General features: G+C 39.2%; 21 protein-coding genes, 1 pseudogene, 1 riboswitch and 1 other annotated feature. Of the genes and pseudogenes, 19 read left to right on the plus strand and 3 right to left on the minus strand.

Features of this window, described 5'->3' with window-relative positions:
• Nucleotides 1-310: pseudogene (locus ACRX5O_RS00935) on the plus strand (peptidase M28); the annotation flags it as partial.
• Nucleotides 311-474: 164 nt separating this feature from the next.
• Here the strand turns inward: ACRX5O_RS00935 and sspI are convergent.
• Nucleotides 475-681 carry a small acid-soluble spore protein SspI gene (gene sspI / locus ACRX5O_RS00940; RefSeq protein ID WP_160546665.1) on the minus strand — a complete coding sequence of 69 codons (207 nt, stop codon included), beginning with the start codon at nt 679-681 and terminating at the stop codon, nt 475-477.
• A 116-nt stretch (nt 682-797) separates the two neighbouring features.
• Here sspI and ACRX5O_RS00945 point away from each other — a divergent pair, with 116 nt between their 5' ends.
• The 3 genes from ACRX5O_RS00945 (at nt 798) to pheT (ending at nt 5,382) form a co-directional block, all read left to right on the plus strand.
• Nucleotides 798-1,544 carry a TrmH family RNA methyltransferase gene (locus tag ACRX5O_RS00945; RefSeq protein ID WP_433904233.1) on the plus strand — a complete coding sequence of 249 codons (747 nt, stop codon included), beginning with the start codon at nt 798-800 and terminating at the stop codon, nt 1,542-1,544.
• A gap of 76 nt (nt 1,545-1,620) precedes the next feature.
• Nucleotides 1,621-1,867 (plus strand) — a binding site (T-box leader).
• A gap of 48 nt (nt 1,868-1,915) precedes the next feature.
• On the plus strand, nt 1,916-2,953 hold the full coding sequence (gene pheS / locus ACRX5O_RS00950) for a phenylalanine--tRNA ligase subunit alpha (RefSeq protein ID WP_433904234.1): 1,038 nt from the start codon (nt 1,916-1,918) through the stop codon (nt 2,951-2,953).
• 14 nt (nt 2,954-2,967) lie between these two features.
• Nucleotides 2,968-5,382, plus strand: a complete 2,415-nt coding sequence (pheT, locus tag ACRX5O_RS00955) for a phenylalanine--tRNA ligase subunit beta (RefSeq protein WP_433904235.1) — start codon at nt 2,968-2,970, stop codon at nt 5,380-5,382.
• 39 nt (nt 5,383-5,421) lie between these two features.
• Here the strand turns inward: pheT and rnhC are convergent, their stop codons facing one another.
• Nucleotides 5,422-6,357, minus strand: a complete 936-nt coding sequence (gene rnhC, locus ACRX5O_RS00960) for a ribonuclease HIII (protein WP_433904236.1) — start codon at nt 6,355-6,357, stop codon at nt 5,422-5,424.
• Nucleotides 6,358-6,464: 107 nt separating this feature from the next.
• Between rnhC and zapA the strand changes: the two genes are divergently transcribed.
• From zapA to ACRX5O_RS01025, 13 genes are all read left to right on the plus strand, one after another.
• Nucleotides 6,465-6,734, plus strand: a complete 270-nt coding sequence (zapA, locus tag ACRX5O_RS00965) for a cell division protein ZapA (protein WP_433904237.1) — start codon at nt 6,465-6,467, stop codon at nt 6,732-6,734.
• Between the two features lie 14 nt (nt 6,735-6,748).
• Nucleotides 6,749-7,276: a CvpA family protein gene (locus ACRX5O_RS00970; protein WP_433904238.1), complete on the plus strand. Its 528-nt coding sequence runs from the start codon at nt 6,749-6,751 to the stop codon at nt 7,274-7,276.
• Nucleotides 7,277-7,463: 187 nt separating this feature from the next.
• On the plus strand, nt 7,464-9,194 hold the full coding sequence (gene polX, locus ACRX5O_RS00975; RefSeq protein WP_433904239.1) for a DNA polymerase/3'-5' exonuclease PolX: 1,731 nt from the start codon (nt 7,464-7,466) through the stop codon (nt 9,192-9,194).
• 29 nt (nt 9,195-9,223) lie between these two features.
• The gene (locus ACRX5O_RS00980; protein ID WP_433904240.1) at nt 9,224-11,578 is read left to right on the plus strand and encodes an endonuclease MutS2; all 2,355 of its coding nucleotides are present in this window, start codon (nt 9,224-9,226) and stop codon (nt 11,576-11,578) included.
• 17 nt (nt 11,579-11,595) lie between these two features.
• Nucleotides 11,596-12,003 carry a DUF350 domain-containing protein gene (locus ACRX5O_RS00985; RefSeq protein WP_119709329.1) on the plus strand — a complete coding sequence of 136 codons (408 nt, stop codon included), beginning with the start codon at nt 11,596-11,598 and terminating at the stop codon, nt 12,001-12,003.
• A 248-nt stretch (nt 12,004-12,251) separates the two neighbouring features.
• The gene (locus tag ACRX5O_RS00990; protein WP_119709328.1) at nt 12,252-13,955 is read left to right on the plus strand and encodes a long-chain-fatty-acid--CoA ligase; all 1,704 of its coding nucleotides are present in this window, start codon (nt 12,252-12,254) and stop codon (nt 13,953-13,955) included.
• 192 nt (nt 13,956-14,147) lie between these two features.
• Nucleotides 14,148-14,732, plus strand: a complete 585-nt coding sequence (fadR, locus tag ACRX5O_RS00995; RefSeq protein ID WP_391557310.1) for a fatty acid metabolism transcriptional regulator FadR — start codon at nt 14,148-14,150, stop codon at nt 14,730-14,732.
• A 30-nt stretch (nt 14,733-14,762) separates the two neighbouring features.
• A complete protein-coding gene (locus ACRX5O_RS01000; RefSeq protein ID WP_433904241.1) occupies nt 14,763-15,536 on the plus strand; it encodes an enoyl-CoA hydratase in 774 nt (257 codons plus the stop codon).
• A gap of 99 nt (nt 15,537-15,635) precedes the next feature.
• Nucleotides 15,636-16,409 (plus strand): electron transfer flavoprotein subunit beta/FixA family protein, encoded by a 774-nt coding sequence (locus tag ACRX5O_RS01005; protein WP_433904242.1) that lies wholly within the window; start codon nt 15,636-15,638, stop codon nt 16,407-16,409.
• A 48-nt stretch (nt 16,410-16,457) separates the two neighbouring features.
• The gene (locus tag ACRX5O_RS01010) at nt 16,458-17,435 is read left to right on the plus strand and encodes an electron transfer flavoprotein subunit alpha/FixB family protein (protein WP_433904243.1); all 978 of its coding nucleotides are present in this window, start codon (nt 16,458-16,460) and stop codon (nt 17,433-17,435) included.
• A gap of 215 nt (nt 17,436-17,650) precedes the next feature.
• Nucleotides 17,651-17,965, plus strand: coding sequence for a thioredoxin (gene trxA, locus ACRX5O_RS01015; protein ID WP_066050262.1), 315 nt, complete (start codon nt 17,651-17,653; stop codon nt 17,963-17,965).
• 118 nt (nt 17,966-18,083) lie between these two features.
• The gene (gene uvrC / locus ACRX5O_RS01020; RefSeq protein ID WP_433904244.1) at nt 18,084-19,856 is read left to right on the plus strand and encodes an excinuclease ABC subunit UvrC; all 1,773 of its coding nucleotides are present in this window, start codon (nt 18,084-18,086) and stop codon (nt 19,854-19,856) included.
• Between the two features lie 64 nt (nt 19,857-19,920).
• Nucleotides 19,921-20,101, plus strand: a riboswitch (Lysine riboswitch).
• Nucleotides 20,102-20,216: 115 nt separating this feature from the next.
• Nucleotides 20,217-21,446, plus strand: coding sequence for an aspartate kinase (locus ACRX5O_RS01025; protein WP_433904245.1), 1,230 nt, complete (start codon nt 20,217-20,219; stop codon nt 21,444-21,446).
• Between the two features lie 68 nt (nt 21,447-21,514).
• Here ACRX5O_RS01025 and ACRX5O_RS01030 read toward each other — a convergent pair whose 3' ends face one another.
• On the minus strand, nt 21,515-21,967 hold the full coding sequence (locus ACRX5O_RS01030) for a YslB family protein (RefSeq protein ID WP_433904246.1): 453 nt from the start codon (nt 21,965-21,967) through the stop codon (nt 21,515-21,517).
• 328 nt (nt 21,968-22,295) lie between these two features.
• Between ACRX5O_RS01030 and ACRX5O_RS01035 the strand changes: the two genes are divergently transcribed.
• Both ACRX5O_RS01035 and sdhA read left to right on the plus strand, forming a co-directional pair.
• The gene (locus ACRX5O_RS01035) at nt 22,296-22,904 is read left to right on the plus strand and encodes a succinate dehydrogenase cytochrome b558 subunit (RefSeq protein WP_119709320.1); all 609 of its coding nucleotides are present in this window, start codon (nt 22,296-22,298) and stop codon (nt 22,902-22,904) included.
• Nucleotides 22,905-22,973: 69 nt separating this feature from the next.
• Entirely contained in the window at nt 22,974-24,734 is a 1,761-nt protein-coding gene (gene sdhA / locus ACRX5O_RS01040) for a succinate dehydrogenase flavoprotein subunit (RefSeq protein WP_119709319.1), read from the plus strand.

Below are 24,734 nucleotides of genomic sequence, written 5' to 3' on the forward strand. Positions count from 1 at the left end.
TCCACAAATCATTCTATATGACGCAAGTATGGTGTCTCACAAAGGATTAAGAGATTTAGTCACTGACACAGCGGATGAACTTGGAATTCCATATCAATTCGATGCTATCGCTGGCGGTGGCACGGATGCGGGGTCCATCCATATTTCTCATAAAGGAGTCCCTTCCTTAGCAATTACGATTGCAACTCGATACATCCATTCACATGCAGCTATGCTACACCGTGATGACTATGAGAACGCAGTAAAACTAATCGTTGAAGTCATCAAACGTCTAGATCGTGAAACAGTAGACCGCATCACACTTGAATAGAGACCAAAGAAAGACAGCATGCTAAGGCATGCTGTCTTTCTTTGGTCAACCGGGGAAAGAGTGTCCACCTCAGGCGGACAAAACCACCCCAACTGTCCACGGACGGTGTCTGTCACCTTCCGTGGACAAATCAAAGAATTTGTCCACGAGCGGTGACAGACACCCTATTTTAGGCCGTTTTCTAATGTTTGTAGCATTTCACTTTTTTCTTGGTCGGATGCATTTTTCCAGATGACTTCAAAAAGTACTCCTAAACCTGGAAGCATTTTTTCTTCGCCGTTTTGAATGGCATCAACGATTGTGTCGCGTAGCTCATCTTGTGTATTTCCTGATACATTATGAATAACTGCATTTCTTAAGTTAAGATTCATTTTTACCCACTCCTTCTTCATTTTCTTTAATATGTTTTCTAATTTTGTTATTATTATGTACTTAAGTTACGCTATAATAAGAAAACCCGAGAAAAAAGGAAAGAAGGGGTTTTACCTTGAAGCATATTCACTCGAGTAGTAACCCAAAGGTGAAGCAATGGAAGAAACTATTAACGAAAAAGGAAAGAGATAAAACAGGCCTATTTATAGTCGAAGGGTTCCATTTAGTGGAGGAAGCGCTAAAAGCAGGTCGTATAGAAGAAATCATTGTACAAGAAAACATGGATCTTCCTTCAAGCTTTGATTACGGAGCAACTCCTGTATCATCTGTCCCTGCTGATATCATTAAGCAATTGGCTGAAACAGATACACCACAAGGCATTTTTGCTGTATGTCATCAAGAAAAGCCATCGAGTACAGAAGGAACATCTTATCTTTTAATTGATGCTGTCCAAGACCCTGGAAATTTAGGAACGATGATTCGTACGGCGGATGCTGCTGGTGTGGACGTTGTGGTAATTGGCAATGGAAGCGTGGATATATATAATTCCAAAGTGCTTAGATCTGCCCAAGGAAGCCATTTTCATCTTCCTGTTATTAAAGGCGATATCTCTACTTGGGCAAGCGATCTTCTTGACCGAGGGATCCCTGTTTATGGAACAGCATTAGAGAATGCCGAACCGTTCCATCAAATACAATCAACTGGATCATACGCTTTAATCGTCGGAAATGAAGGGAACGGAGTAAGTAAAGAGCTATTAAGTAAAACGACAGCTAATCTATACATTCCGATTCATGGAAAAAGTGAGTCATTAAATGTTGCAGTAGCAACAGGAATTTTGTTATATTACTTACGTGCGTAATAAAGGCTTATCCTCAATCAAATTGGGTTTGAAATAAGCAGAAAAGTATAATATAATTAACAGCAAAAATTACATACAAAAAACGATGACGGAGAAAAGTAGTTTACTACCATCTATCTTAGGGAAAAAATGCCTTAGACTGAAAGCATTTTTATAGAAAAAGTAAACGAAGTTCACCTCCCGAGTTGGCATCGGGACCACTTCATTAGAAGTGTAAAGATGCACCGGTTTAAAGCCGTTATCAGCAATGAAGTGAATGTAGGAAGAAGGATGTCCTACATTAATTAAGGGTGGTACCGCGACTATTAAACCTCGTCCCTTTCTAGGGATGGGGTTTTTATTGTGTCTAAAAATCATAAGGAGGTAGTAACATGGAGCAACGCTTGGTAGAGCTTCAGCAAGAAGCGCTTGAAGGAATAAAGAAAGCGACTGATTTAAAGGAAATAAATGATATTCGTGTATCGTATCTAGGGAAAAAAGGTCCGATTACGGAAGTGTTAAAAGGAATGGGGAAACTTTCAGCTGAAGAACGTCCTAAAATGGGAGCTTTAGCAAACGAAGTAAGAGATGCGATTGCCAAAGCAATAGAAGAAAAACAAACGATCTTAGAAGAAGCAGCTGTTGCAAAAAAGCTTGCGTCTGAAACAATTGATGTCACACTCCCTGGACGCCAAGTAAAAACGGGGAATCATCATCCATTAACTAGAATTATTGAGGAAATTGAAGACCTGTTTATTGGAATGGGATACACAATTGCTGAGGGGCCAGAAGTTGAAAGTGACTACTATAATTTTGAGGCCTTAAATTTACCGAAGGGTCATCCAGCACGTGATATGCAGGACTCTTTTTACATTACAGAGGAGCTTCTACTGCGTACTCATACTTCACCAATGCAGGCTAGAACGATGGAAAAACAAAATGGAAAAGGACCTGTAAAAATTATATGCCCGGGTAAAGTGTACCGTCGTGATAATGATGATGCGACTCACTCACATCAGTTCATGCAAATTGAAGGGCTTGTTGTTGACGAAAATATTCAAATGAGTGACCTTAAGGGTACATTAGATGTATTTGCGAAGAAGATGTTTGGAGAAGATCGAGAGATCCGCTTACGTCCTAGCTTCTTCCCGTTTACAGAGCCCTCTGTAGAGATGGATATTTCTTGTAAGATTTGTAGTGGAAAAGGATGTAACGTATGTAAGGGAACCGGTTGGATTGAAGTCCTAGGTGCTGGTATGGTTCATCCGAATGTACTTGAAATGGCTGGTTACGATTCGAAGAAATATACGGGATTTGCGTTTGGAATTGGCTCTGAACGAATCGCAATGCTTAAATACGGCATCGATGATATTCGTCATTACTATACAAATGATGTTCGTTTCTTAAAGCAATTTTCGATACACGAATAGGAGGATAACAAGAGATGTTTGTTTCTTATAAATGGCTTCAAGAGTACGTGGACCTATCAGGTGTCACTGCTACTGAACTAGCGGATAAAATCACAAAAAGCGGGATTGAAGTGGAAGGCGTTGAAATCCTTAATGAAGGCATGAAGGGTCTTGTAGTTGGTCATGTGTTAGAACGTGAGCAGCATCCAAATGCCGATAAGTTAAATAAATGTCTAGTAGATGTTGGAGAAGGAGAGCCAGTTCAAATTATCTGTGGTGCTCCCAATGTCGACAAGGGTCAACATGTAATCGTTGCTAAGGTTGGAGCAGTTCTTCCAGGGAACTTTAAAATTAAGAAAGCAAAGCTGCGTGGTGAAGAGTCACACGGAATGATTTGTTCTTTACAGGAGCTAGGAGTGGAAAGCAAGTTTGTTGCCAAGGAATTCTCTGAAGGGATCTTCGTATTCCCAAATGAGGTAACTGTTGGGGACGACGCGCTGGAGTTATTAAATCGTGACGATCAAATATTAGAACTAGGGTTAACGCCAAATCGAGCAGATTGCTTAAGTATGTTAGGTGTGGCATACGAGGTTGCGGCGATTCTGGGCAGAGAAGTAAAGCTTCCAAAGCCAGAGGTTACATCAACTAGTGAAAAGGCTAGCGATTATATTTCTGTTACGGTGGATGCTCCGGAAGACAATCCATTATACGTCGCAAAGGTAATTAAAAACGTAAAGGTTGGTCCTTCTCCATTATGGATGCAAACACGCCTTATGGCAGCGGGTGTTCGTCCTCACAATAATGTAGTTGATATTACAAATTATATTTTAATGGAATATGGTCAACCGCTTCATGCCTTTGACTATGATCGTTTTGGTTCAAAAGAGATCCTCGTGCGTCGTGCTCATCAAGGTGAAAGCATGACAACACTTGATGATACAAAACGTACATTAACAACAGACCATCTCGTAATTACAAACGGGAAAGAACCAGTTGCATTAGCAGGAGTGATGGGTGGAGCGAATTCTGAGGTAGAAGCAGGGACGACAACCGTATTACTGGAGTCTGCATACTTTGTTGGAGCACCCATTCGTAAAGCTTCCAAGGATCATGGCTTGCGCAGTGAAGCGAGTGCTCGCTATGAAAAAGGTGTGGATCCAAATCGTGTTAGAGCTGCAGCAGAAAGAGCAGCTGAGCTATTAGCACTGTATGCGAACGGAGAAGTATTAGAAGGATCAGTCGAGGCGGATGCTCTAAAAGTAGAACCGGCCGTTGTTTCCATTACGTTAGAAAAAATCAATGGTGTACTTGGTACCGATATTTCTATGGATGAGGTTAAGGACATCTTTGCTCGTCTTCAATTTACGACATCCGTTGAAGGAAACGAAATTACTGTAACCGTACCTACTCGACGTGGTGATATTACGATTGAGGAAGACTTGGTGGAAGAAGTTGGAAGAATTTACGGTTATGACAACATCCCTAAAACTCTTCCGAAGGGTGCTTCTACGCCAGGGAAATTAAGTGATTATCAGAAGAAGCGTAGAATTGTTCGTCGTTACTTAGAAAGTGCTGGATTATACCAAGCGGTCACTTACTCCCTCACAAATGAGGCAAAAGCAACTCAATTCGCTCTAGATAACCGTGAACCTGTTAAGCTTGCGATGCCGATGAGTGAAGATCGAAGTGTACTACGTCTAAGTATTTTGCCACAGCTCTTAGAGGTCGTAAAATACAATTCTGCTCGTCAAAATGATAGTATTGCATTATATGAAACAGGTGCCGTGTTCCTTGCGACAGAACAAGATAAGCTTCCAGAAGAGAAGGAACATCTGGCGGCAGCAATTACTGGCTTATGGCATCAGCAACCATGGCAGGGTGAGAAGAAAGTCGTTGATTACTATGTTCTTAAAGGAGTGCTCGAAGGGTTACTCGCTCGTTTAGGCCTAACAGGAAGAGTGGAATTCCGTCAAGCGACGGTAGAAGGGATGCATCCAGGAAGAACAGCTGATCTTCTTTTAGATAATGAGAAAATTGGTTTTGTCGGACAAATTCATCCAAACGTTCAAAAAGAATTAGATTTGAAAGAAACGTATGTATTTGAACTCTCTTTGAAAGCCTTACTTGAGGCTGAGATAGCTCCATTACGATACGAATCCATTCCTCGTTATCCATCCATCACACGCGATATCGCATTGGTTGTCGACAAGGAAGTGGTTGCAGGTAAGATTTCTGACATTATTACAGAAGCTGGTGGCAACCTACTGAAGGATGTGTCTGTGTTTGATCTCTATGAAGGAGATCGCTTGGAAGAAGGAAAGAAATCCATTGCATTTTCTTTAAGATATTATGACCCAGAAAAAACACTAACTGATGAAGAAGTAACCAAAGCACATGAAAAAGTATTACATGCTGTGGAGGAACAGGCAGGAGCCGTATTAAGAGGATAAATAGAAAGGAGCATCCATTTTTTCAGGATGCTCCTTTTCTTATTTTTTTGTAATTAGTTTCCATGCTTTTTCTGTATTGGCAAAATGAAGCTTAACAAAATGTGGAAGGCTATCTTTTCCTTTTGTTTGTATTAATTTTGCGGCTGCCACATCTACTTGTGCACCAGCACCCTTTGGAATAACAAATCCAGCTTCCTTTGAAAGCTTTTCAAAATGTTGAACAAATGCATAACGTGCCAAAATAGAGGCCGCTGCCACAGCCAAGTGAACACTTTCTGCTTTTGTTGAAAAAAACACATTTTCTCTCTGGATTACTTTCTGACCCTTAAGATATTGATAATACACTTCTTCTTTAGCAAACTGATCAATTAAAATAGCTTCCGGTTTTTCTGGTGCGATTTTATTCAGTACATGGCCAATGGCTTTATTATGCAAAAGTGCTTTTAACTTCCCCTGTGACATTCCAGATTGCTGAAGCTGATTGTATTTCTCATTATGTAAAGTTAATAAGCTATAAGGAATGACATGCTTAATTTGATTAGCGATTGCTGTAATTTGATCATCCTTTAGTCCTTTTGAATCCTTTACACCAAGCTCTCGTAAAAGGGGAATATGCTCTCTTTTAACATAAGCAGCTACGACCGTAATTGGTCCAAAGTAATCACCAGTACCAACCTCATCCGAGCCAATTACAGAGAGGGTCTCGAACTGCTCTGGGAGCCGGTTTGTGTTTTTAGGAGCTTCTTTTTTCTTCGTGACTGGTAAAGCTTCAGCACTTCCCCATTTATTCGACTCAAACTCACATGAGGGACCTTGAAATAGCACTTTTCCTGATTTATATGCTGTAATGGAGCAACCGGAAACTTTTGCTGCAAACACCCCACCTGGTGGTATTTTAGGTAAAAGGCTTTGTTGGTAGTGATCCTGCATCTTTTTTATTTGTTCCCCAGACTGTTTTAATACGACTTGACTCATTTTACACTCTCCAATAAAATACATATTTTTCCTTGATTCGTGTGATTTTGACATTCTTAACTTCCCAGCCAAATAATATTCATGTTATGATATAGTGTAGGATTCTTATGAATGGGGGCAATGCTGTGTCTGAAGCAGAAAAAAAGCGCACAACGGTTGAAATATACGGGCAACAGTATGTAATTGTAGGTAACGAAAATGTTGAACATGTGCGATTGGTTGCCTCTTTGGTAAATAATAAAATGCGCGAAATTGGTCAGAAGAATCCCTCACTTGATAGTACAAAACTTGCAGTTCTTACAGCAGTGAATGCTGTAAATGATTATCTGAAAATAAAGGATCAACTTGAGCGCTTAGAAAGTGAACTAAAGAAGTAAAGGATTGAACGAATATGCTAAATCTTGCCATTGTCATTATGTTATTAATAGGATTACTTGTTGGGCTTCGTAGAGGGTTTATCCTTCAATTTATTCATCTTACTGGCTTCATTATTGCATTTATTGTAGCAAAGGTCTATTATTCCGAACTTGCACCAAAATTAACCCTTTGGATTCCATATCCAAGCTTCGGTGATGCATCAAATTTACAAATCATTTTCTCAGAAGGAAATATGGAGGATGCATATTACCGAGGAATTGCTTTTGTTGCTATTTTCTTTGCAGTAAAGATTGTTCTACAAATAATTGGAAGTATGCTAGATTTTGTTTCCAATCTACCAATTTTAAAGACTTTTAATCGTTGGGCCGGAGGAATACTTGGATTTTTAGAGGTATATTTACTTCTGTTTATTATTTTATACATAGCAGCACTTCTACCAATTGAAGCCGTGCAATCTCCTTTAGCTAGCTCTTCTTTGGCAAAGGGAATAGTTGAAAATACCCCATTTTTGTCTAATCTTGTGAAAGAGCTTTGGGGATAACATAAACAGGATGATTATATAACTACTTCTCTTTTTTAAGAGAAGTTTTATTTTGTTTTATTTTCAAAAACTTTTTTGGATTACAATACGTACATAATACATAATAGGGTTTCAAAACATACTAAATTATTGGTGAAATAGAAATGAATCATTCATAATGGGATATAGGTGAAAGTAGGTGGATAATGTGGCAATACAAAAAAAAGAAGTGATTCGTTTACTTGAGACGATTGCTACCTATATGGAATTAAAAGGTGAAAATACATTTAAAGTGTCTGCTTTTAGGAAAGCAGCAAATAGCCTTGAAATAAATGAGCAGGATTTATCACAAATCGATGATTTTACGACCATTTCAGGTATTGGCAAGGGGACAGCTGCTGTTATTACAGAATTTATCCAAGAGGGTCAATCCTCTGTACTAAAAGAGCTTCAGGAAGAGGTACCAAAGGGATTAATTCCCCTTCTACAACTGCCTGGCCTTGGTGGGAAAAAGATTGCCAAGCTATACAAAGAACTATCGATAACGAATGTACACGAGTTAAAGCAGGCATGCGTGGACAAAAAGGTGAGAGAACTTGCCGGTTTTGGAGGGAAGACAGAGGAGAAAATTCTTCAATCAATCAATGAATTTGGTTCCAAACCAGATCGACTACCTCTTGCCTATATGTTACCAGTTGCACGGAAGATTGAACTTGCTCTTTCCGAAATGAATGGAGTGATTCGCTTTTCAAGAGCAGGTAGTATAAGAAGAATGAAGGAAACGATCAAGGATTTAGACTTTATTATCTCAACGGCTGATCCTCAATTGGTGAAGGAGCAGCTGCTCTCCATGGAGCAAATAAAAGAAATTATCTCAAAAGGAGATACAAAGGTTTCTATAATCCTGGAATTGGATTTTGACGTTTCGATTGATTTTCGCCTTGTAAAGGATGAGGAATTTACCACGACTTTACACCATTTCACTGGCTCAAAGGACCATAATGTAAGAATGCGTCAATTAGCGAAGGAACGTGGTGAAAAAATAAGCGAATATGGTGTGGAACATATCGAAACAGGGGAAATTGTAACGTTTCATAGTGAAGAGGAGTTTTTTGCTCACTTTGGTTTGCCTTTTATTCCACCTGAAATGCGTGAGGATGGCACTGAAGTGGAACATTATACAGAAGAGCTTGAGATTGTTGCTCTTGACCATATAAAAGGTGATCTACACATGCACTCGACATGGAGCGATGGTTCGCATTCCATTGAGCAAATGGTAGAAGCTTGTCGTGCAAAAGGGTATGAATATATAGCGATTACTGACCACTCACAATATTTAAAAGTGGCAAATGGACTAACGGTCGAGCGCTTGGGGAAACAACGTCAAGAAATTGATGAATTGAATCGTAAATATGATGATATTACGGTTTTAGCAGGTATTGAAATGGATATTTTACCTGACGGCTCCCTTGACTATGAAGATGAAGTTCTAGAACAAATGGATTTTGTCATTGCATCTATTCATTCCTCTTTTTCACAGCCACAGGATAAGATTATGGAACGTCTTAAAACAGCTTTGAAAAATAAACATGTACATATGATTGCACATCCGACGGGGAGAAAGATTGGAAAGCGTGACGGTTATTCAGTAGATATCGAGCAATTGATTGAACTAGCAAAAGAAACAAATACTTGGTTAGAATTGAATGCGAATCCAAATCGACTTGACCTTTCTTCAGAGCACGTACGTATGGCCCAAGAAGCAGGTGTAAAACTTGTAATTAATACTGATGCTCATATGGTTGAAACATTAGCTCATATGGACACGGGTATCTCTGCAGCGAAAAAAGGATGGGTTCAAAAACAATCAGTTATCAATTCTTTGGCTAAGGAAGAATTTCTTGAACTATTAAAAAGGCGAAAAGAAGACAGAAGATAGACCTTATTTTGAAATGGGAGGCACACTCCATGCAAGAAAGAGTTTTAAAGGTATTGGAATTTACAAAAGTGAAAGAGCAGTTAATTGAACATGCTTCTTCAAGCTTAGGAAAAGACAAAGTAAAGGCACTTGTTCCTTCGACTGATTTCGAGGAGGTGGTGCGTAGCCAGGAAGAAACGGACGAAGCAGCAAAGGTTCTTCGATTAAAAGGCAATGTTCCTCTCACAGGAATTTATGATATCAGAATGCAAATAAGACGTTCCGTCATAGGTGGGGTGCTAAGTCCACTTGAACTTGTACAAGTAGCTAGTACGATTCATGCGAGCCGGATGATGCGTCGCTTTATAGAAGATATGGTAGAACAAGGAATAGAGATTCCTATTTTAAATGAATATGCAAGTAACATTATTGTGCTTGCTGAACTAGAAGAGCCCATTCGAATGGCAATCGATGAGAGTGGAGAAGTACTTGATACCGCTAGTGAAACATTACGCTCTCTTAGAAGTCAGCTCCGAACAAAAGAAGCAAGGGTTCGCGAAAAACTTGAATCAATGATCCGGTCTTCCAATGCGACTAAAATGCTTTCAGACGCAATTATCACGATTCGAAATGACCGGTTTGTTATTCCTGTTAAACAAGAATATCGTGGACATTATGGAGGAATTATTCACGATCAAAGTTCCTCAGGTCAAACCCTGTTCATCGAACCGCAAACAATCGTGCAGTTAAACAACGATGTGCAAGCGATTCGTGTCAAGGAGAAGCAGGAAATAGAACGTATTTTGGTTGAATTATCCGGAAAAGTTGGAATGTTTGAGAGCGAGTTAAGTACAATTGTTGGGGTATTAACAGACCTAGACTTTATGTTTGCGAAGGCAAGGTATAGTAAAAGAATAAAGGGTTCTAAACCGAAAATGAATAACGAAGGAATCATCTCCTTGTTTAAAGCAAGACATCCCTTGATTGCCATGGATGAAGTGGTTCCCAATGATATTTTACTCGGCAAGACTTATTCCACAATCGTAATAACTGGACCTAATACAGGAGGAAAGACGGTTACACTAAAGACCGTCGGTTTATGTACATTAATGGCTCAGGCTGGGTTACAAATACCTGCCCTTGATGGGTCAGAAATGGCTGTCTTTGGTCAAGTGTTTGCCGATATTGGTGATGAACAGTCGATTGAGCAAAGTCTAAGTACTTTTTCTTCTCATATGGTAAATATCGTTGACATATTAAATGATGTAAGCTTTGATAGTCTTGTTCTATTTGACGAGCTAGGTGCAGGTACAGACCCACAGGAAGGAGCTGCGCTTGCTATTTCCATATTAGACTCTGTCTATAAAACAGGGGCAAGAGTAGTTGCCACAACCCATTATCCGGAATTAAAGGCATATGGCTATAACCGGGAAGGGGTAATAAACGCAAGTGTTGAGTTTGATGTTGAAACATTAAGTCCAACGTATAAGCTTCTAATTGGGGTTCCAGGTCGAAGCAATGCGTTTGAAATTTCCAAACGCCTTGGGTTAAAGGAAAAAGTCATTGATATGGCACGATCACATGTTAGCTCGGAGAGTAACGAAGTCGATCAAATGATTGCAGCGCTTGAGGCAAGTAAAAAACAAGCCGAAAATGAGTTAGAAGAGGCACATGACACATTAAGGCAGGCTGAAAAGCTTCATAAGGATCTTCAAGAAGAGATTGTCTCCTATTATAAAGAAAAAGACATATTACGTGAAAAAGCCGAGCGTGAGGCGCAAGCAATTATTGAAAAGGCGAAACAAGAAGCGGAAGAAGTCATTCGAGAGCTCCGTCGAATGCGAATCGAGAAAAAAGCTGATATCAAAGAACATGAATTAATTGATGCCAAAAAGAGACTAAATGAAGCAGTACCTGTTTCGGAAAAATCATTGAATAATGAGGCACGAAAACAGAAACATAAATTCCATGTTGGTGATGAAGTAAAGGTATTAACATTTGACCAAAAGGGACATTTAGTTGAAAAGGTATCTGAAAATGAGTGGCAGGTTCAAATAGGTATTCTAAAAATGAAGGTCCAAGAAAAGGATTTGGAGTTTATCCAATCGGAAAAACCTAAGGTACAAAAGCATGTGACAACGATACAGGGAAGAGATTCAAACGTTTCCATAGAGCTAGATCTCAGAGGGGAACGCTATGAGGATGCTCTGTTTAGAGTAGAAAAATACATCGATGATGCTTTATTATCTAATTATCCAAGAGTGTCGATCATTCATGGAAAAGGCACTGGAGCATTAAGGCAGGGTGTACAAGAGTACTTGAAAAATCATCGGTCTGTGAAAAAGATTCGCTTTGGTGAGGCTGGAGAAGGCGGTTCTGGTGTAACAATCGTTGAGTTCAAGTAAGTAGGAGGAAGAGGAAGTTGAACGGTTTCTGGGAGAATGAATATGTTCATATAGCCGCATATTGCAGTGTTGTTATTTTATGTATGATCGTATTTCTTGCCATTTTTGAACTTGTTACGAAATACCGAAATTGGGAAGAAATTCAAAATGGAAATGTAGCCGTTGCAATGGCGACTGGTGGGAAAATTTTTGGAATCGCCAATATTTTTAGACATTCGATTGAGCAGCATGACTCACTCATAACCATGATTGGATGGGGAGTATTTGGTTTCTTTTTACTACTGGTAGCTTATTTTATTTTTGAGTTTTTAACACCAAAATTTAAAATTGATGAAGAAATTCAGAATGACAACCGAGCTGTGGGGTTAATTTCAATGGTTATATCAGTTGGATTATCGTATGTAATTGGGGCAGGCATATCTTAAAGGAGTACGTAAATGGAAAAGCTAGCAAAAATACTTCTAATCCTTTGTGGAATCTTTGTGTTTATAGGAATTTTTTATTTAGTCTTTTAAAATCGCCTTTTACAGGCGATTTTTTTGTAGTAGGACAACTTTTTACTTCCATACACATATAGGGGGAGAATTTAAATTGTCACATATTATTCACTATATTATAATTAAGATGAGTAATCAGAAATTTCTATACAATTTCTTTGTAGGAGGGATGGAGAATGAGTGAACATAGGCCGTGGCTCGCTAATTACCCAGAGGAAATACCGGCTACCTTAACGTATAAGTCAGAACCTGTTCAAACCTATTTGACGAACGCAGCAAAGGAGTTTCCGAATAAATCGGCTATTCATTTTATGGGCAAGGAAATGAGCTATGAAACATTACATGAACATGCCTGCAAGTTAGCTTCTTATTTACAAAAGCTCGGGTTAGAAAAAGGTGATCGAGTCGCAATGATGCTTCCAAATTGCCCTCAAGCTGTTGTTTCGTACTACGGAATTTTATTAGCCGGAGGAGTTGTGGTTCCGACCAACCCGTTGTACACAGAAAGAGAAATTGAATATCAAATGAAGGATTCTGGTGCAAAAGCCATTATCACACTAGATATTTTATTTCCGCGTGTCAGCAAAGTATTCACACAAACCAATTTGGAACATATAATTGTAACCGCTATCAAGGATTATCTACCCTTCCCAAAAAATCTCATTTATCCATTTATCCAAAAGAAACAATATGGAATTACCGTGTCTGTTAAGCATGAAGGATGTCATCACTTATTAACAGAAATTATTAAGCAGTCAAATAAAGAGATAAAAAGCTTCTCAGTCGATTTTGAAGAGGATCTTGCTATTATTCAATACACCGGTGGAACGACCGGAGCTCCTAAGGGGGTCATGCTTACCCATAGGAACCTTGTTTCGAATGCAGCGATGAGTAACGCCTGGTTATATAAATGTAAACGAGGGGAAGAAATCATTTTAGCCATTATTCCATTTTTCCACGTATATGGCATGACTGCTGTCATGATTCTTTCCGTAATGCAAGGACAAAAGATGGTATTGCTTCCGAAGTTTGATCCAGAACAAACATTAAAGACGATAGAGAAACAACGGCCAACTTTATTTCCAGGAGCTCCAACCATCTATATCGGTTTGTTAAATCACCCAGACCTTTCTAAATATGATCTTTCTTCCATCGATTCGTGTATCTCAGGCTCCGCGCCTCTTCCAGTGGAGGTACAGGAGAAATTTGAGGAAATAACTGGAGGGAAGTTAGTGGAAGGCTATGGGCTGACAGAATCCTCTCCAGTAACTCATTCAAATTTTTTATGGGATCGTCCAAGAATAAAAGGAAGTATTGGGGTGCCTTGGCCAGATACAGATGCGGTGATATTATCCTTTGAAACCGGAGAGCCATTACCACCTGGTGAAATTGGTGAGATTGCTGTAAAGGGACCACAAGTCATGAAGGGATACTGGAACAAGCCTGAAGAAACCGACCAGGTGTTAAGAGATGGCTGGCTTCTTACGGGGGATTTAGGGTATATGAATGAAGAAGGCTATTTCTTCGTTGTTGACCGTAAAAAGGATATGATTATCGCTGGCGGATTTAATATTTATCCAAGAGAAATTGAAGAAGTCATGTATGAGCATCCTAGTGTGCAAGAGGTTGTTGTTGCTGGAGTTCCCGACCCATATCGAGGGGAGACGGTAAAGGCATATATTGTGTTGAAGGAAAGTGCTACTACTACGGAAGAAGAGTTGAATTCTTTTGCGAGAAAACATCTTGCCTCCTATAAGGTTCCTAGAATGTATGAATTTCGATCAGAACTTCCAAAAACAGCAGTGGGGAAAATTTTGAGGAGAGCATTAGTTGAAGAAGAAAAAATGAAAAGAGATGACAATCAACAGAAACAGGCTTAACTCTTCATAGCCGATTCGTCGGCTGTTTATTTTTGCGAAAGCAGGCTTGTACAGCCCATGTAGTTATGGCATGATAGTAGTGTAAATAATACGTGAAATTCTTGACAGAATGTCGTGTACCAACTATTATAAATTTATGAATGATGATTCATTCATAAACGCAATGACCTTCTTGAAAGGAGGGGAATGATTTTGAAGAAAGACAAACCAAAGTATCGACAGATTATTGATGCGGCTGTCATTGTGATAGCAGAAAATGGGTATCACCAAGCTCAAGTTTCTAAAATTGCAAAACAAGCAGGCGTTGCTGATGGCACCATCTATTTGTATTTTAAAAACAAAGAAGATATCCTCATTTCTCTTTTCCAAGAAAAAATGGGGGCTTTTATAGAAAAGATTGAGGAGAAGATAGAGGGAAAGAAAAGCGCAGCAGAGAAATTATTACTTATGATTGAAATGCATTTTCAAATGTTATCAAAGGATCGTCATTTAGCTATCGTCACACAGCTAGAATTGCGACAATCAAATAAAGACCTTCGCTTAAAAATTAATGAAGTATTAAAAGGTTATTTACATGTTGTTGACAATATACTTATTGAGGGAAGAGATTCAGGTGAATTTTCACAAGATCTCGATATTCGCCTGGCAAGGCAGATGATCTTTGGAACAATGGATGAAACAGTTACAACTTGGGTCATGAATGAGCAAAAATATGATTTAACAGCACTTGCAGAACCGGTCCAGAAACTTTTAATTAATGGGTGTGGAAAGAGATAATCTTTATTATACGAATGAGGGGGAGAACTTATGGGCTTTTTGCATTGGTCTCATGAAGAGTTCATTGCAACAATTAAAATTGAACGTCCTCCAGCAAATGCGTTATCATCTCAGGTGTTAAAAGAACTATCGGATATTCTTGATGAAATCGAATTTCATCAAGATATCCGAGTCATCGTGTTGCGTGGTGAGGGAAGATTTTTCTCAGCAGGGGCAGATATTAAAGAGTTTACAACCATTTCAACAGGAGAGGATTTTGGCAGTCTTTCCACTCTTGGTCAAGATTTGTTTGAACGAATGGAGCGTTACCCAAAACCAATTATTGCTGTGATCCATGGGGCCGCTTTAGGCGGGGGACTTGAGCTGGCGATGGCCTGTCACTTCCGATTAGTTACAGAGAATGCAAAGCTGGGCTTACCGGAGCTTCAACTCGGATTAGTACCTGGTTTTGCGGGATCGCAACGATTACCAAAATACGTTGGAACAGCTAAAGCAGCAGAAATGTTATTTACAAGTGATCCTATCACGGGAGTGGAAGCGGTTCAATGCGGGCTAGCCAATCATGCCTTCATTGAGGAAGAGCTGCTAGAGAAATCCTATAAAATCGCAAAAAAGATTGCTAAGAAAAGTCCTATAGCACTTAGCGCAGCGATTGAACTCCTTAATTATGGAAAAACAAATGAGTTTTATTCAGGGGTTAAAAAAGAAGTTGAGCTATTTGAAAAAGTATTTCTGTCTAAAGACGGACAGGAAGGAATATCGGCGTTTCTCGAAAAAAGAGAGCCAAAGTTTACAGGGGAATGACGAAAACTCACAGCAGTTGCTAAGTGGGTTTCCTTTTTCAGATAAATTTTCTTAATCTTTAGAACCAAATAAATGTTTAGATATATAGGAGGGGAACTTATGAATATCTATGTATTGTTAAAGAGAACGTTTGATACGGAAGAGAAAATAACGATTGCTGGCGGAAAAATTAATGAGGACGGTGCTGAATTTATCATCAACCCGTATGATGAATATGCAGTTGAAGAAGCAATTCAAGTTCGTGATGCACATGGTGGTGAAGTAACAGTTATATCTGTCGGTAGTGAAGAATCTGAGAAACAGCTTCGCACAGCTTTAGCAATGGGAGCAGATAAAGCGGTACTAGTAAATATTGAAGATGATGTTGAAGCTTCTGACCAGTATACAACAGCCAAAATCATTGCCCAATACTTAAAAGATCAAGAAGTTGATTTAATTATCGCTGGAAATGTAGCTATTGATGGTGGTTCAGGTCAGGTCGGCCCGCGTGTAGCAGAATTACTTGAAATCCCTTATGTAACGACCATTACTAAGCTAGAGATACAGGGGACAAAAGCAACGGTTGTTCGCGATGTTGAAGGTGATTCAGAAGTCATTGAGACCTGTCTGCCACTACTAGTAACGGCACAACAAGGATTAAATGAACCAAGATATCCTTCTTTACCTGGAATCATGAAGGCAAAGAAAAAACCGTTAGAACAGTTAGAATTAGACGATCTTGACCTAGAGGAAGACGATGTTGAGGCTAAGACGAGGACAATTGAAATTTACCTACCACCTAAAAAAGAAGCTGGTAAGGTGTTAGCAGGTGACTTGAACGATCAAGTAAAAGAGCTTGTAACACTTCTTCATACAGAAGCAAAGGTAGTGTAATCATTCTTTTCATACGAGCGGAAATAAATTTTGCAGGAGGGGAACTTGATGGCTAGAAAAGTGTTAGTTTTAGGGGAAGTTAGAGACGGAGCATTACGTAATGTGTCTTTTGAAGCATTGTCTGCGGGGAAGACAATTGCTGAAGGTGGAGAAGTAGTTGGTGTTTTAGTTGGTGAAAATGTAAGCGCTTTAGGACAGGAATTAATACAGCATGGAGCTAGCCGTGTGGTGGTGATTGAACATGCCGAGCTTGCTCAATATACATCTGATGGTTATTCACAGGCATTATTGGCTGTGATTGAAGAAGAAAAGCCAGAGGGACTTGTGTTTGGACACACGGCACTAGGGAAGGATCTTTCTCCCAGAATTGCCGGGAAATTGAATTCTGGATTAATCTCCGATGCAACAGCTATTGAAGTAGCTGGTGGAAATGTTGTATTTACTAGACCAATCTATTCTGGTAAAGCTTTTGAAAAGAAGATAGTGACGGATGGAATTATTTTTGCGACAATCCGACCGAATAACATTCCTGCACTTCAAAAGGATGAATCACTTTCAGGGGAAGTCAATTCTTTAACTGTCGACATAAAAGATCTACGTACAATTATTAAAGAGGTTGTACGAAAAGCTAGTGAGGGTGTAGACCTATCTGAAGCAAAGGTTGTTATTGCCGGTGGGCGTGGTGTGAAGAGTGAAGAAGGCTTTGAGCCTTTAAAAGAACTTGCTACCGTACTTGGAGGAGCAGTAGGAGCTTCAAGGGGTGCATGTGATGCGGAGTACTGTGATTATTCCTTACAAATAGGTCAAACAGGAAAAGTTGTGACACCGGACCTTTATATTGCTTGTGGAATTTCTGGAGCTATTCAGCATTTAGCTGGAATGTCTAACTCAAAGGTCATTGTGGCTATAAATAAAGACCCAGAAGCAAATATTTTTAAAGTGGCTGACTATGGAATTGTCGGAGATTTGTTTGAAGTGGTTCCACTATTAACAGAGGAATTTAAAAAATTGAAAATCAATGCGTAACGGGCAAAGAGCGGTTTAAAAGAACCGCTCTTTCCGTTTTCATGCTGTCTCAACGAGAGAATATCGTTTCATAAAATGGGCAAATTACATAAGAAAACAACAGCGAGACATATTATTAGCATCGACTGAAAAACGGTGATATACTGACGTTAGTATTTTACTACTAAAAGCAATCGAGACATAATTCTCGAAGCAATACTTAAGGAGGCATGAAAATGGCTATTTCAAATGCTACAGATCAAAACTTTTCAACAGAAACTGGTACAGGCCTAGTACTTGCAGATTTTTGGGCTCCATGGTGTGGTCCATGTAAGATGATTGCTCCAGTTCTTCAAGAGCTTGATTCAGAAATGGGAGACAAAGTTAAAATCGTTAAAATCGATGTTGACGAAAACCAAGAAACTGCAGCAAAGTTTGGAGTTATGAGCATTCCAACACTTCTTATCATGAAAGATGGAGAAGTAATTGATAAAGTTGTCGGCTTCCAACCGAAAGAAGCTTTAGAAGAGCGCTTAAACTCTCATCTATAAAATGCGTAAACCACTCGTTTCTGAGTGGTTTTTTCTTTTCCAGTTGGCTCCTACTATATATCCCCTCAAAAAAACTTTATAATACAATCAGAGTGTTTTGTAGTTGGAGGTGTACCTTTTGAATGAGATGATAAAAAATAAACTTGCCTTATTAACTGATCAACCTGGATGTTATTTGATGAAGGATCGGCAAGGGACAATTATATATGTTGGTAAAGCGAAAGTATTAAAAAATCGTGTCAGGTCGTACTTTACTGGGTCTCACGATGGAAAAACGCAAAGGCTTGTTTCTGAAATAGAGGATTTCGAATATATCGTTACATCGTCCAATATTGAAGCACTAATTTTAGAGTTAAATTTAATAAAGAAACATGATCCTAAGTACAATGTGATGTTAAAGGACGATAAAACGTATCCTTTTATTAAGTTAACTGCAGAAAGGCATCCACGCCTGATTACAACCCGTAAGGTGAAAAAGGACAAAGGGAAATATTTTGGTCCGTACCCGAATGTGTCTGCTGCGAACGAAACCAAAAAGCTTTTGGATCGAATTTATCCTTTAAGAAAATGCTCAACATTGCCTGATAGAGTATGCTTATATTATCATCTTGGCCAATGTCTGGCTCCTTGTGTGAAGGAAGTAAAAGAATCGACCTACAAAGAACTTGTAGAAGAAATTACAAAGTTTTTAAATGGTGGTTACAAGGACATTAAAAAAGACCTTACACTTAAGATGCAAGCTGCTGCAGAAGAGCTTGATTTCGAAAGAGCAAAGGATTTCCGTGATAAAATAGCCCATATAGAAGCAACGATGGAAAAACAAAAAATGACAACAACAGATTTTACTGACCGAGATGTGTTCGGCTATTCGGTTGATAAAGGGTGGATGTGTGTTCAAGTATTTTTTGTTCGCCAAGGCAAGCTCATTGAGAGAGACATTTCCATGTTGCCTATTTACGGAGAAGCGGAAGAAGAGTTTTTAACGTTCTTAGGTCAATTTTACGATCAATCCAGTCATTTTAAACCAAAAGAGATTTTGTTACGTGATGAAGTAGACCTAGAATTGGCGGAACAACTCCTACAAACAAAGGTTTTGCAGCCTAAACGTGGACAGAAAAAGGACCTAGTAGAGTTAGCTACAAAAAATGCAAGCATTGCTTTAAAAGAAAAATTCTCACTCGTGGAGCGAGATGAAGAGAGAACGATAAAAGCAGTCGAGCAACTAGGAGAGCAGCTGGGAATCTATACCCCACACCGAATTGAAGCATTTGATAATTCAAATATCCAAGGAACAGACCCAGTATCGGCAATGGTTGTATTTATTGACGGAAAGCCAGCAAAAAGAGAGTATCGGAAATACAAGATTAAGTCTGTTAAGGGTCCTGATGATTATGAATCGATGAGGGAAGTCACAAGACGACGATATTCTCGTGTGCTTAAAGAAAATCTTCCACTTCCAGATCTGATTATGATAGACGGTGGAAAGGGCCATGTAGAAGCGGTAAGAGATATTTTGGAAAATGAACTTGGTCTAGACATTCCGATAACTGGACTAGTGAAAGATGATAAACATAGAACCTCACAGCTATTGTATGGGAAGCCATTAGCGGTCGTTCCGCTTGAACGGAATAGCCAGGAATTTTATTTGCTTCAAAGAATTCAAGACGAAGTACATCGATTTGCCATCACGTTTCACAGGCAACTTCGAGGAAAAACCGTGTTTCAGTCGATTTTGGATGACGTTCCGGGAATCGGTGAGAAAAGGAAGAAACAATTATTAAAAGCCTTTGGGTCGGTAAAAAAAATGAAGGAAGCAAACAAAGAGGACTTTTTATCTATTGGACTTCCACAAAATACAGTAGATCTGTTAATGAGAAAATTACAAGAATAGCATTGTCGTCACCAGAAGGCTGTGCTATAATTAGGAAAATTTTATATTAATCACTTAATTGTTAAGTGAAGGTAGAGGTGCGAGCACCAATAGTACCAGCTTTGAGAATGCTGAGATTCAATGAGAAGCTGAGAAAGGGGATGTTCGCCGAAGTGGATAGGTCTCTGAATTGCCATATCTGCTGGTCCTGTGTTGAATAAATACTGGATTGTCAAGACTGTATGTCTTGGAGAGCTATCTCACTGTGTATAAGTCCGTATTTATGTACGTTCATTCACGCAGCCATGAGATATCTCTCATGGCTTTTTTGTATTTTCAAAAATAGCCCATGAAAGAGATGAAAAGAAAGTAGGGGGAAATATGGGATTAGTTGTCCAAAAGTTTGGTGGTACTTCGGTAGGAAATGTAGATCGTATTAAGCATGTGGCCGATCGAGTAATTGAAGAAAAGATGCGTGGGAACGACGTAGTGGTCGTTGTGTCTGCGATGGGGAAAACAACAGACGAATTAGTGGGTCTAGCAAATCAAATCTCAAGTCGTCCAAATAAACGTGAAATGGATATGCTTCTTACGACAGGTGAGCAAGTGACCATCGCATTATTATCGATGGTGTTAATAGAAAAAGGCTATGAAGCAATATCCTTCACTGGTTGGCAAGCAGGAATTGAAACGGAGGCAGTTCATGGAAATGCCAGGATTCTACACATTAATACAACTAAAATCCAAACTGAGATACATAAAGGGAAAATAGTTGTCGTAGCCGGCTTTCAAGGAATTGCGATTGATGGAGCGGTGTCAACTCTTGGTAGAGGTGGATCCGATACAACAGCAGTGGCATTAGCAGCCGCACTGAAAGCTGATAAATGTGATATTTATACCGATGTAACAGGTGTATTTACAACAGATCCACGTTATGTGAAAGAGGCAAGAAAGCTTAAGGCTGTTTCTTACGATGAAATGTTAGAGTTAGCTAACTTAGGTGCGGGAGTGTTGCATCCAAGGGCCGTTGAATATGCAAAAAATTACGCAGTCCCACTTGAAGTACGGTCAAGTATGGAGCGAGAAAATGGAACGATAATTGAGGAGGAAGTATCAATGGAACAAAGCTTAGTTGTACGTGGGGTTGCCTTTGAAGATGAAATTACGAGAGTGAGTGTTTTAGGCCTACCAAATGGATTGACGAATCTGTCCACGATTTTCACCATCTTAGCAAAAAATCATTTGAACGTTGATATTATTATTCAAAGTATGACGAATGAATCAACGACAAATTTATCTTTTTCTATTAAAAGCACAGATTTGGAAGAAACCATGGCTGTTCTACAGGCTAATAAAGATTCCTTGAAATATGAAGGTATTGAAGCAGAGCCAAACCTTGCAAAAGTGTCGATTGTAGGTTCAGGGATGATTTCTAATCCTGGGGTTGCAGCAGAAATGTTTGAAGTGCTAGCCGCAGGGGGGATTCAGGTAAAGATGGTGAGTACCTCTGAAATTAAGGTTTCTACAGTAATAGAGGAAGCACAAATGCTGAAAGCAGTTGAAGCGCTTCACGAAGCATTTGAGTTGTCTGGAAAATCTGTTAAGGCATAAAACAATGACTTGAAGAAAAAAGATAAAACTAAAAAGCTTTCATAAAAAATATGAAAGCTTTTTACGTACTATTCAATAGAATCCTTTCTATCCCAACGTACAGTGAAGGAAACCTTAGCGAGCTTTTTCTTCGGGTGTTCATACGTTTCAGTAATTACTTGTTTTTGTTCTTCCATTTGTTGAGCCAAGAATCCTGCTTCCAATTGGAAGTGACAGTCTGGATACTCTTTAAAGCGATCTTTGATTAAATCACTCGATAATTCAAACTCAAGCTCATTCTTTTTTTCAGATTTAATTTGTAGTGTGCCCCAACCTGCCTGTTGGAAAAAAGTAATAATATCTTCGACCGACTGCAAAGGGTACTTTCTGGCTAAAGCCTTACCTGCCCAGTATAAAATAGAAGCTGTTTCTCTTCCAAGAATGTCTGGAAGAAGCACTTCTCTTAGTAATTCATATCCAAAGGCTGGAACAAGTGCAGGATCTGTGGCCGAAATAGGTTGTTCTAATTTCAATTCACTCAAAACATGTCCCCCACTTTCTATTATTCTATTATATACATTTTCCGGGGAAATACGCATGAAAACAAAAAAAACTGATTTAAAAAATTTTTACATTAATTGTTATATCAATATAAAAGAAAGCGCAGTAAAATGTTTATACATAAGCATCAAGAGTAATATCAATATATTAAAAATATTTTGTATATATAGAGCATTTTATGTATCCGTTTTCTTGACGCTCTTTCATGTTGGGAGTAAAATGAACATGTCACATAATTGTAAAAATTATTGTAAAAAAAACGGATATTATTTTAGTGATTCCGTTTAATTTTTAAGGGGGGTAAAGTTCATGGCAGGAAACCGAGAGTTTTTTTATCGAAGATTACACTCGCTGCTTGGAGTCATTCCAGTTGGTCTATTTCTTGTGCAGCACCTTGTAGTCAATCATTTTGCAACTGGGGGGGAAGAATCATTTAACAAAGCGTCTCATTTTATGGAGAGTTTGCCGTTTCGATATGTATTAGAAACGTTCGTGATTTTTTTACCTTTATTATTCCATGCAATTTACGGGCTTTATATTGCGTTTACAGCAAAAAATAATACGAGTAATTATGGGTTTTTCCGCAATTGGATGTTCATGCTTCAGCGTATATCCGGAGTAGTAACACTAGTATTCGTAACATGGCATGTGTGGGAAACAAGAATTGCAGCAGCATTTGGTGCAGAGGTTAACTTCAATATGATGGAAAGCATTCTTTCGAATCCATTTATGCTCTGGTTCTATATCATCGGTGTAATTTCAACCACCTTCCACTTTGCAAATGGACTATGGTCTTTCTTTGTAAGTTGGGGAATTACTGTTACACCACGTTCTCAACTTATTTCTACTTATGTTACATTAGGGGTTTTTATCGCCCTATCCATAGTTGGTGTGCGCGCTATTATTGCATTCATTTAATTTAATAGGTTCTAATTTTTATAGAAACGAACGGGATATACTTTGATATTAGTTAGGGAGTGACTCACGATGGGTAAAGGAAAGGTGATCGTAGTCGGCGGCGGTCTAGCTGGCTTAATGGCAACAATTAAAGTTGCGGAAGCAGGAAGTCCGGTCGAATTATTTTCATTAGTTCCAGTAAAACGTTCGCACTCTGTTTGTGCCCAAGGTGGTATTAACGGAGCGGTAAATACAAAAGGTGAAGGTGACTCTCCATGGGAGCACTTTGATGATACAGTATACGGCGGTGACTTTTTAGCGAATCAACCACCAGTTAAAGCGATGACAGAAGCTGCACCAGGAATTATTCATTTGCTTGATCGTATGGGCGTTATGTTCAACCGTACACCAGAAGGGCTTTTGGACTTCCGTCGTTTTGGTGGAACACAGCATCACCGTACCGCTTTTGCTGGTGCGACAACAGGGCAACAACTTTTATATGCACTAGATGAGCAAGTACGTCGCCACGAAGTAGCTGGTTTAGTTACTAAATATGAGGGATGGGAATTTCTCGGGTCTGTTATTGATGATGAAGGGGTTTGCCGAGGGATTGTTGCTCAGAATCTCACATCAATGGAGATTAAGTCATTTGCAGCAGACGCTGTAATTTTGGCTACGGGTGGTCCTGGGATTATCTTTGGTAAGTCAACAAACTCAGTAATTAACACGGGCTCAGCAGCGTCCATTGCATACCAACAAGGTGTGTACTATGCAAATGGAGAGTTCATTCAAATTCATCCAACTGCGATTCCTGGGGACGATAAATTGAGACTTATGAGTGAATCCGCTCGTGGGGAAGGTGGACGAGTTTGGACGTACAAGGATGGAAAGCCATGGTATTTCTTAGAAGAGAAGTATCCAGCTTACGGAAATCTTGTCCCACGTGATATCGCCACTCGTGAAATCTTTCACGTCTGTGTTGACTTGAAGCTTGGTATTAATGGGGAAAACATGGTTTATCTGGATCTTTCTCACAAAGATCCAAAGGAACTAGACATTAAGCTCGGTGGTATTATCGAAATCTATGAAAAATTTATGGGTGACGACCCACGAAAAGTTCCTATGAAGATCTTCCCTGCTGTCCACTATTCAATGGGTGGTCTTTGGGTAGATTATGATCAAATGACAAATATTCCTGGGTTATTTGCTGCTGGAGAGTGTGATTATTCTCAACATGGAGCAAATCGCCTCGGTGCGAACTCCCTATTATCAGCTATTTATGGAGGAATGGTAGCTGGTCCGAAGGCGTTAGATTATATTAGCGGGTTAAGCAAAAACGTTGATTCTATTTCTTCTTCCGTCTTTGATCGTTATGTAAAAGAAGAAGAACAAAAGTGGAATAAGATCATGACATTAGATGGTAATGAAAATGCTTATGTTCTTCATAAAGAGCTTGGTGAGTGGATGACAGACAATGTAACAGTTGTTCGCCACAACGATAAACTATTAAAAACAGACGAAAAAATCGTAGAGCTACTAGAGCGCTATGAAAAAATTAATATTAACGATACAGCTAAGTGGAGCAACCAAGGAGCAATCTTTACACGTCAGCTTCAAAATATGCTTCAGCTAGCAAGAGTCATTACAATTGGTGCATACAACCGTAACGAAAGCCGCGGTGCCCACTATAAACCGGAATTCCCAGAGCGTAACGATGAGGAGTTTTTAAAGACAACAATGGCTCGATTCGTGGATGCGAAATCAGCACCACACTTCCATTATGAAGAGGTTGACACTGGGTTAATTGCTCCACGAAAGAGAGACTACTCTAAGAAGAAAGGGGATAACTAA

It is taken from the genome of Robertmurraya mesotrionivorans (assembly GCF_050971805.1).
Classification (GTDB): domain Bacteria; phylum Bacillota; class Bacilli; order Bacillales; family Cytobacillaceae; genus Robertmurraya_A.

What these genes read in the sequence shown, in the direction of transcription:
- trxA (WP_066050262.1), top strand. Translation starts at nt 17,651, where the DNA reads ATGGCTATTTCAAATGCTACAGATCAAAACTTTTCAACAGAAACTGGT.
- pheS (WP_433904234.1), top strand. Translation starts at nt 1,916, where the DNA reads ATGGAGCAACGCTTGGTAGAGCTTCAGCAAGAAGCGCTTGAAGGAATA.
- zapA (WP_433904237.1), top strand. Translation starts at nt 6,465, where the DNA reads ATGAATGGGGGCAATGCTGTGTCTGAAGCAGAAAAAAAGCGCACAACG.
- pheT (WP_433904235.1), top strand. Translation starts at nt 2,968, where the DNA reads ATGTTTGTTTCTTATAAATGGCTTCAAGAGTACGTGGACCTATCAGGT.
- ACRX5O_RS01035 (WP_119709320.1), top strand. Translation starts at nt 22,296, where the DNA reads ATGGCAGGAAACCGAGAGTTTTTTTATCGAAGATTACACTCGCTGCTT.
- ACRX5O_RS01005 (WP_433904242.1), top strand. Translation starts at nt 15,636, where the DNA reads ATGAATATCTATGTATTGTTAAAGAGAACGTTTGATACGGAAGAGAAA.
- ACRX5O_RS01000 (WP_433904241.1), top strand. Translation starts at nt 14,763, where the DNA reads ATGGGCTTTTTGCATTGGTCTCATGAAGAGTTCATTGCAACAATTAAA.
- sspI (WP_160546665.1), bottom strand. Translation starts at nt 681, where the DNA reads ATGAATCTTAACTTAAGAAATGCAGTTATTCATAATGTATCAGGAAAT.
- sdhA (WP_119709319.1), top strand. Translation starts at nt 22,974, where the DNA reads ATGGGTAAAGGAAAGGTGATCGTAGTCGGCGGCGGTCTAGCTGGCTTA.
- ACRX5O_RS01025 (WP_433904245.1), top strand. Translation starts at nt 20,217, where the DNA reads ATGGGATTAGTTGTCCAAAAGTTTGGTGGTACTTCGGTAGGAAATGTA.
- ACRX5O_RS00980 (WP_433904240.1), top strand. Translation starts at nt 9,224, where the DNA reads ATGCAAGAAAGAGTTTTAAAGGTATTGGAATTTACAAAAGTGAAAGAG.
- ACRX5O_RS00970 (WP_433904238.1), top strand. Translation starts at nt 6,749, where the DNA reads ATGCTAAATCTTGCCATTGTCATTATGTTATTAATAGGATTACTTGTT.
- rnhC (WP_433904236.1), bottom strand. Translation starts at nt 6,357, where the DNA reads ATGAGTCAAGTCGTATTAAAACAGTCTGGGGAACAAATAAAAAAGATG.
- ACRX5O_RS01010 (WP_433904243.1), top strand. Translation starts at nt 16,458, where the DNA reads ATGGCTAGAAAAGTGTTAGTTTTAGGGGAAGTTAGAGACGGAGCATTA.
- ACRX5O_RS00990 (WP_119709328.1), top strand. Translation starts at nt 12,252, where the DNA reads ATGAGTGAACATAGGCCGTGGCTCGCTAATTACCCAGAGGAAATACCG.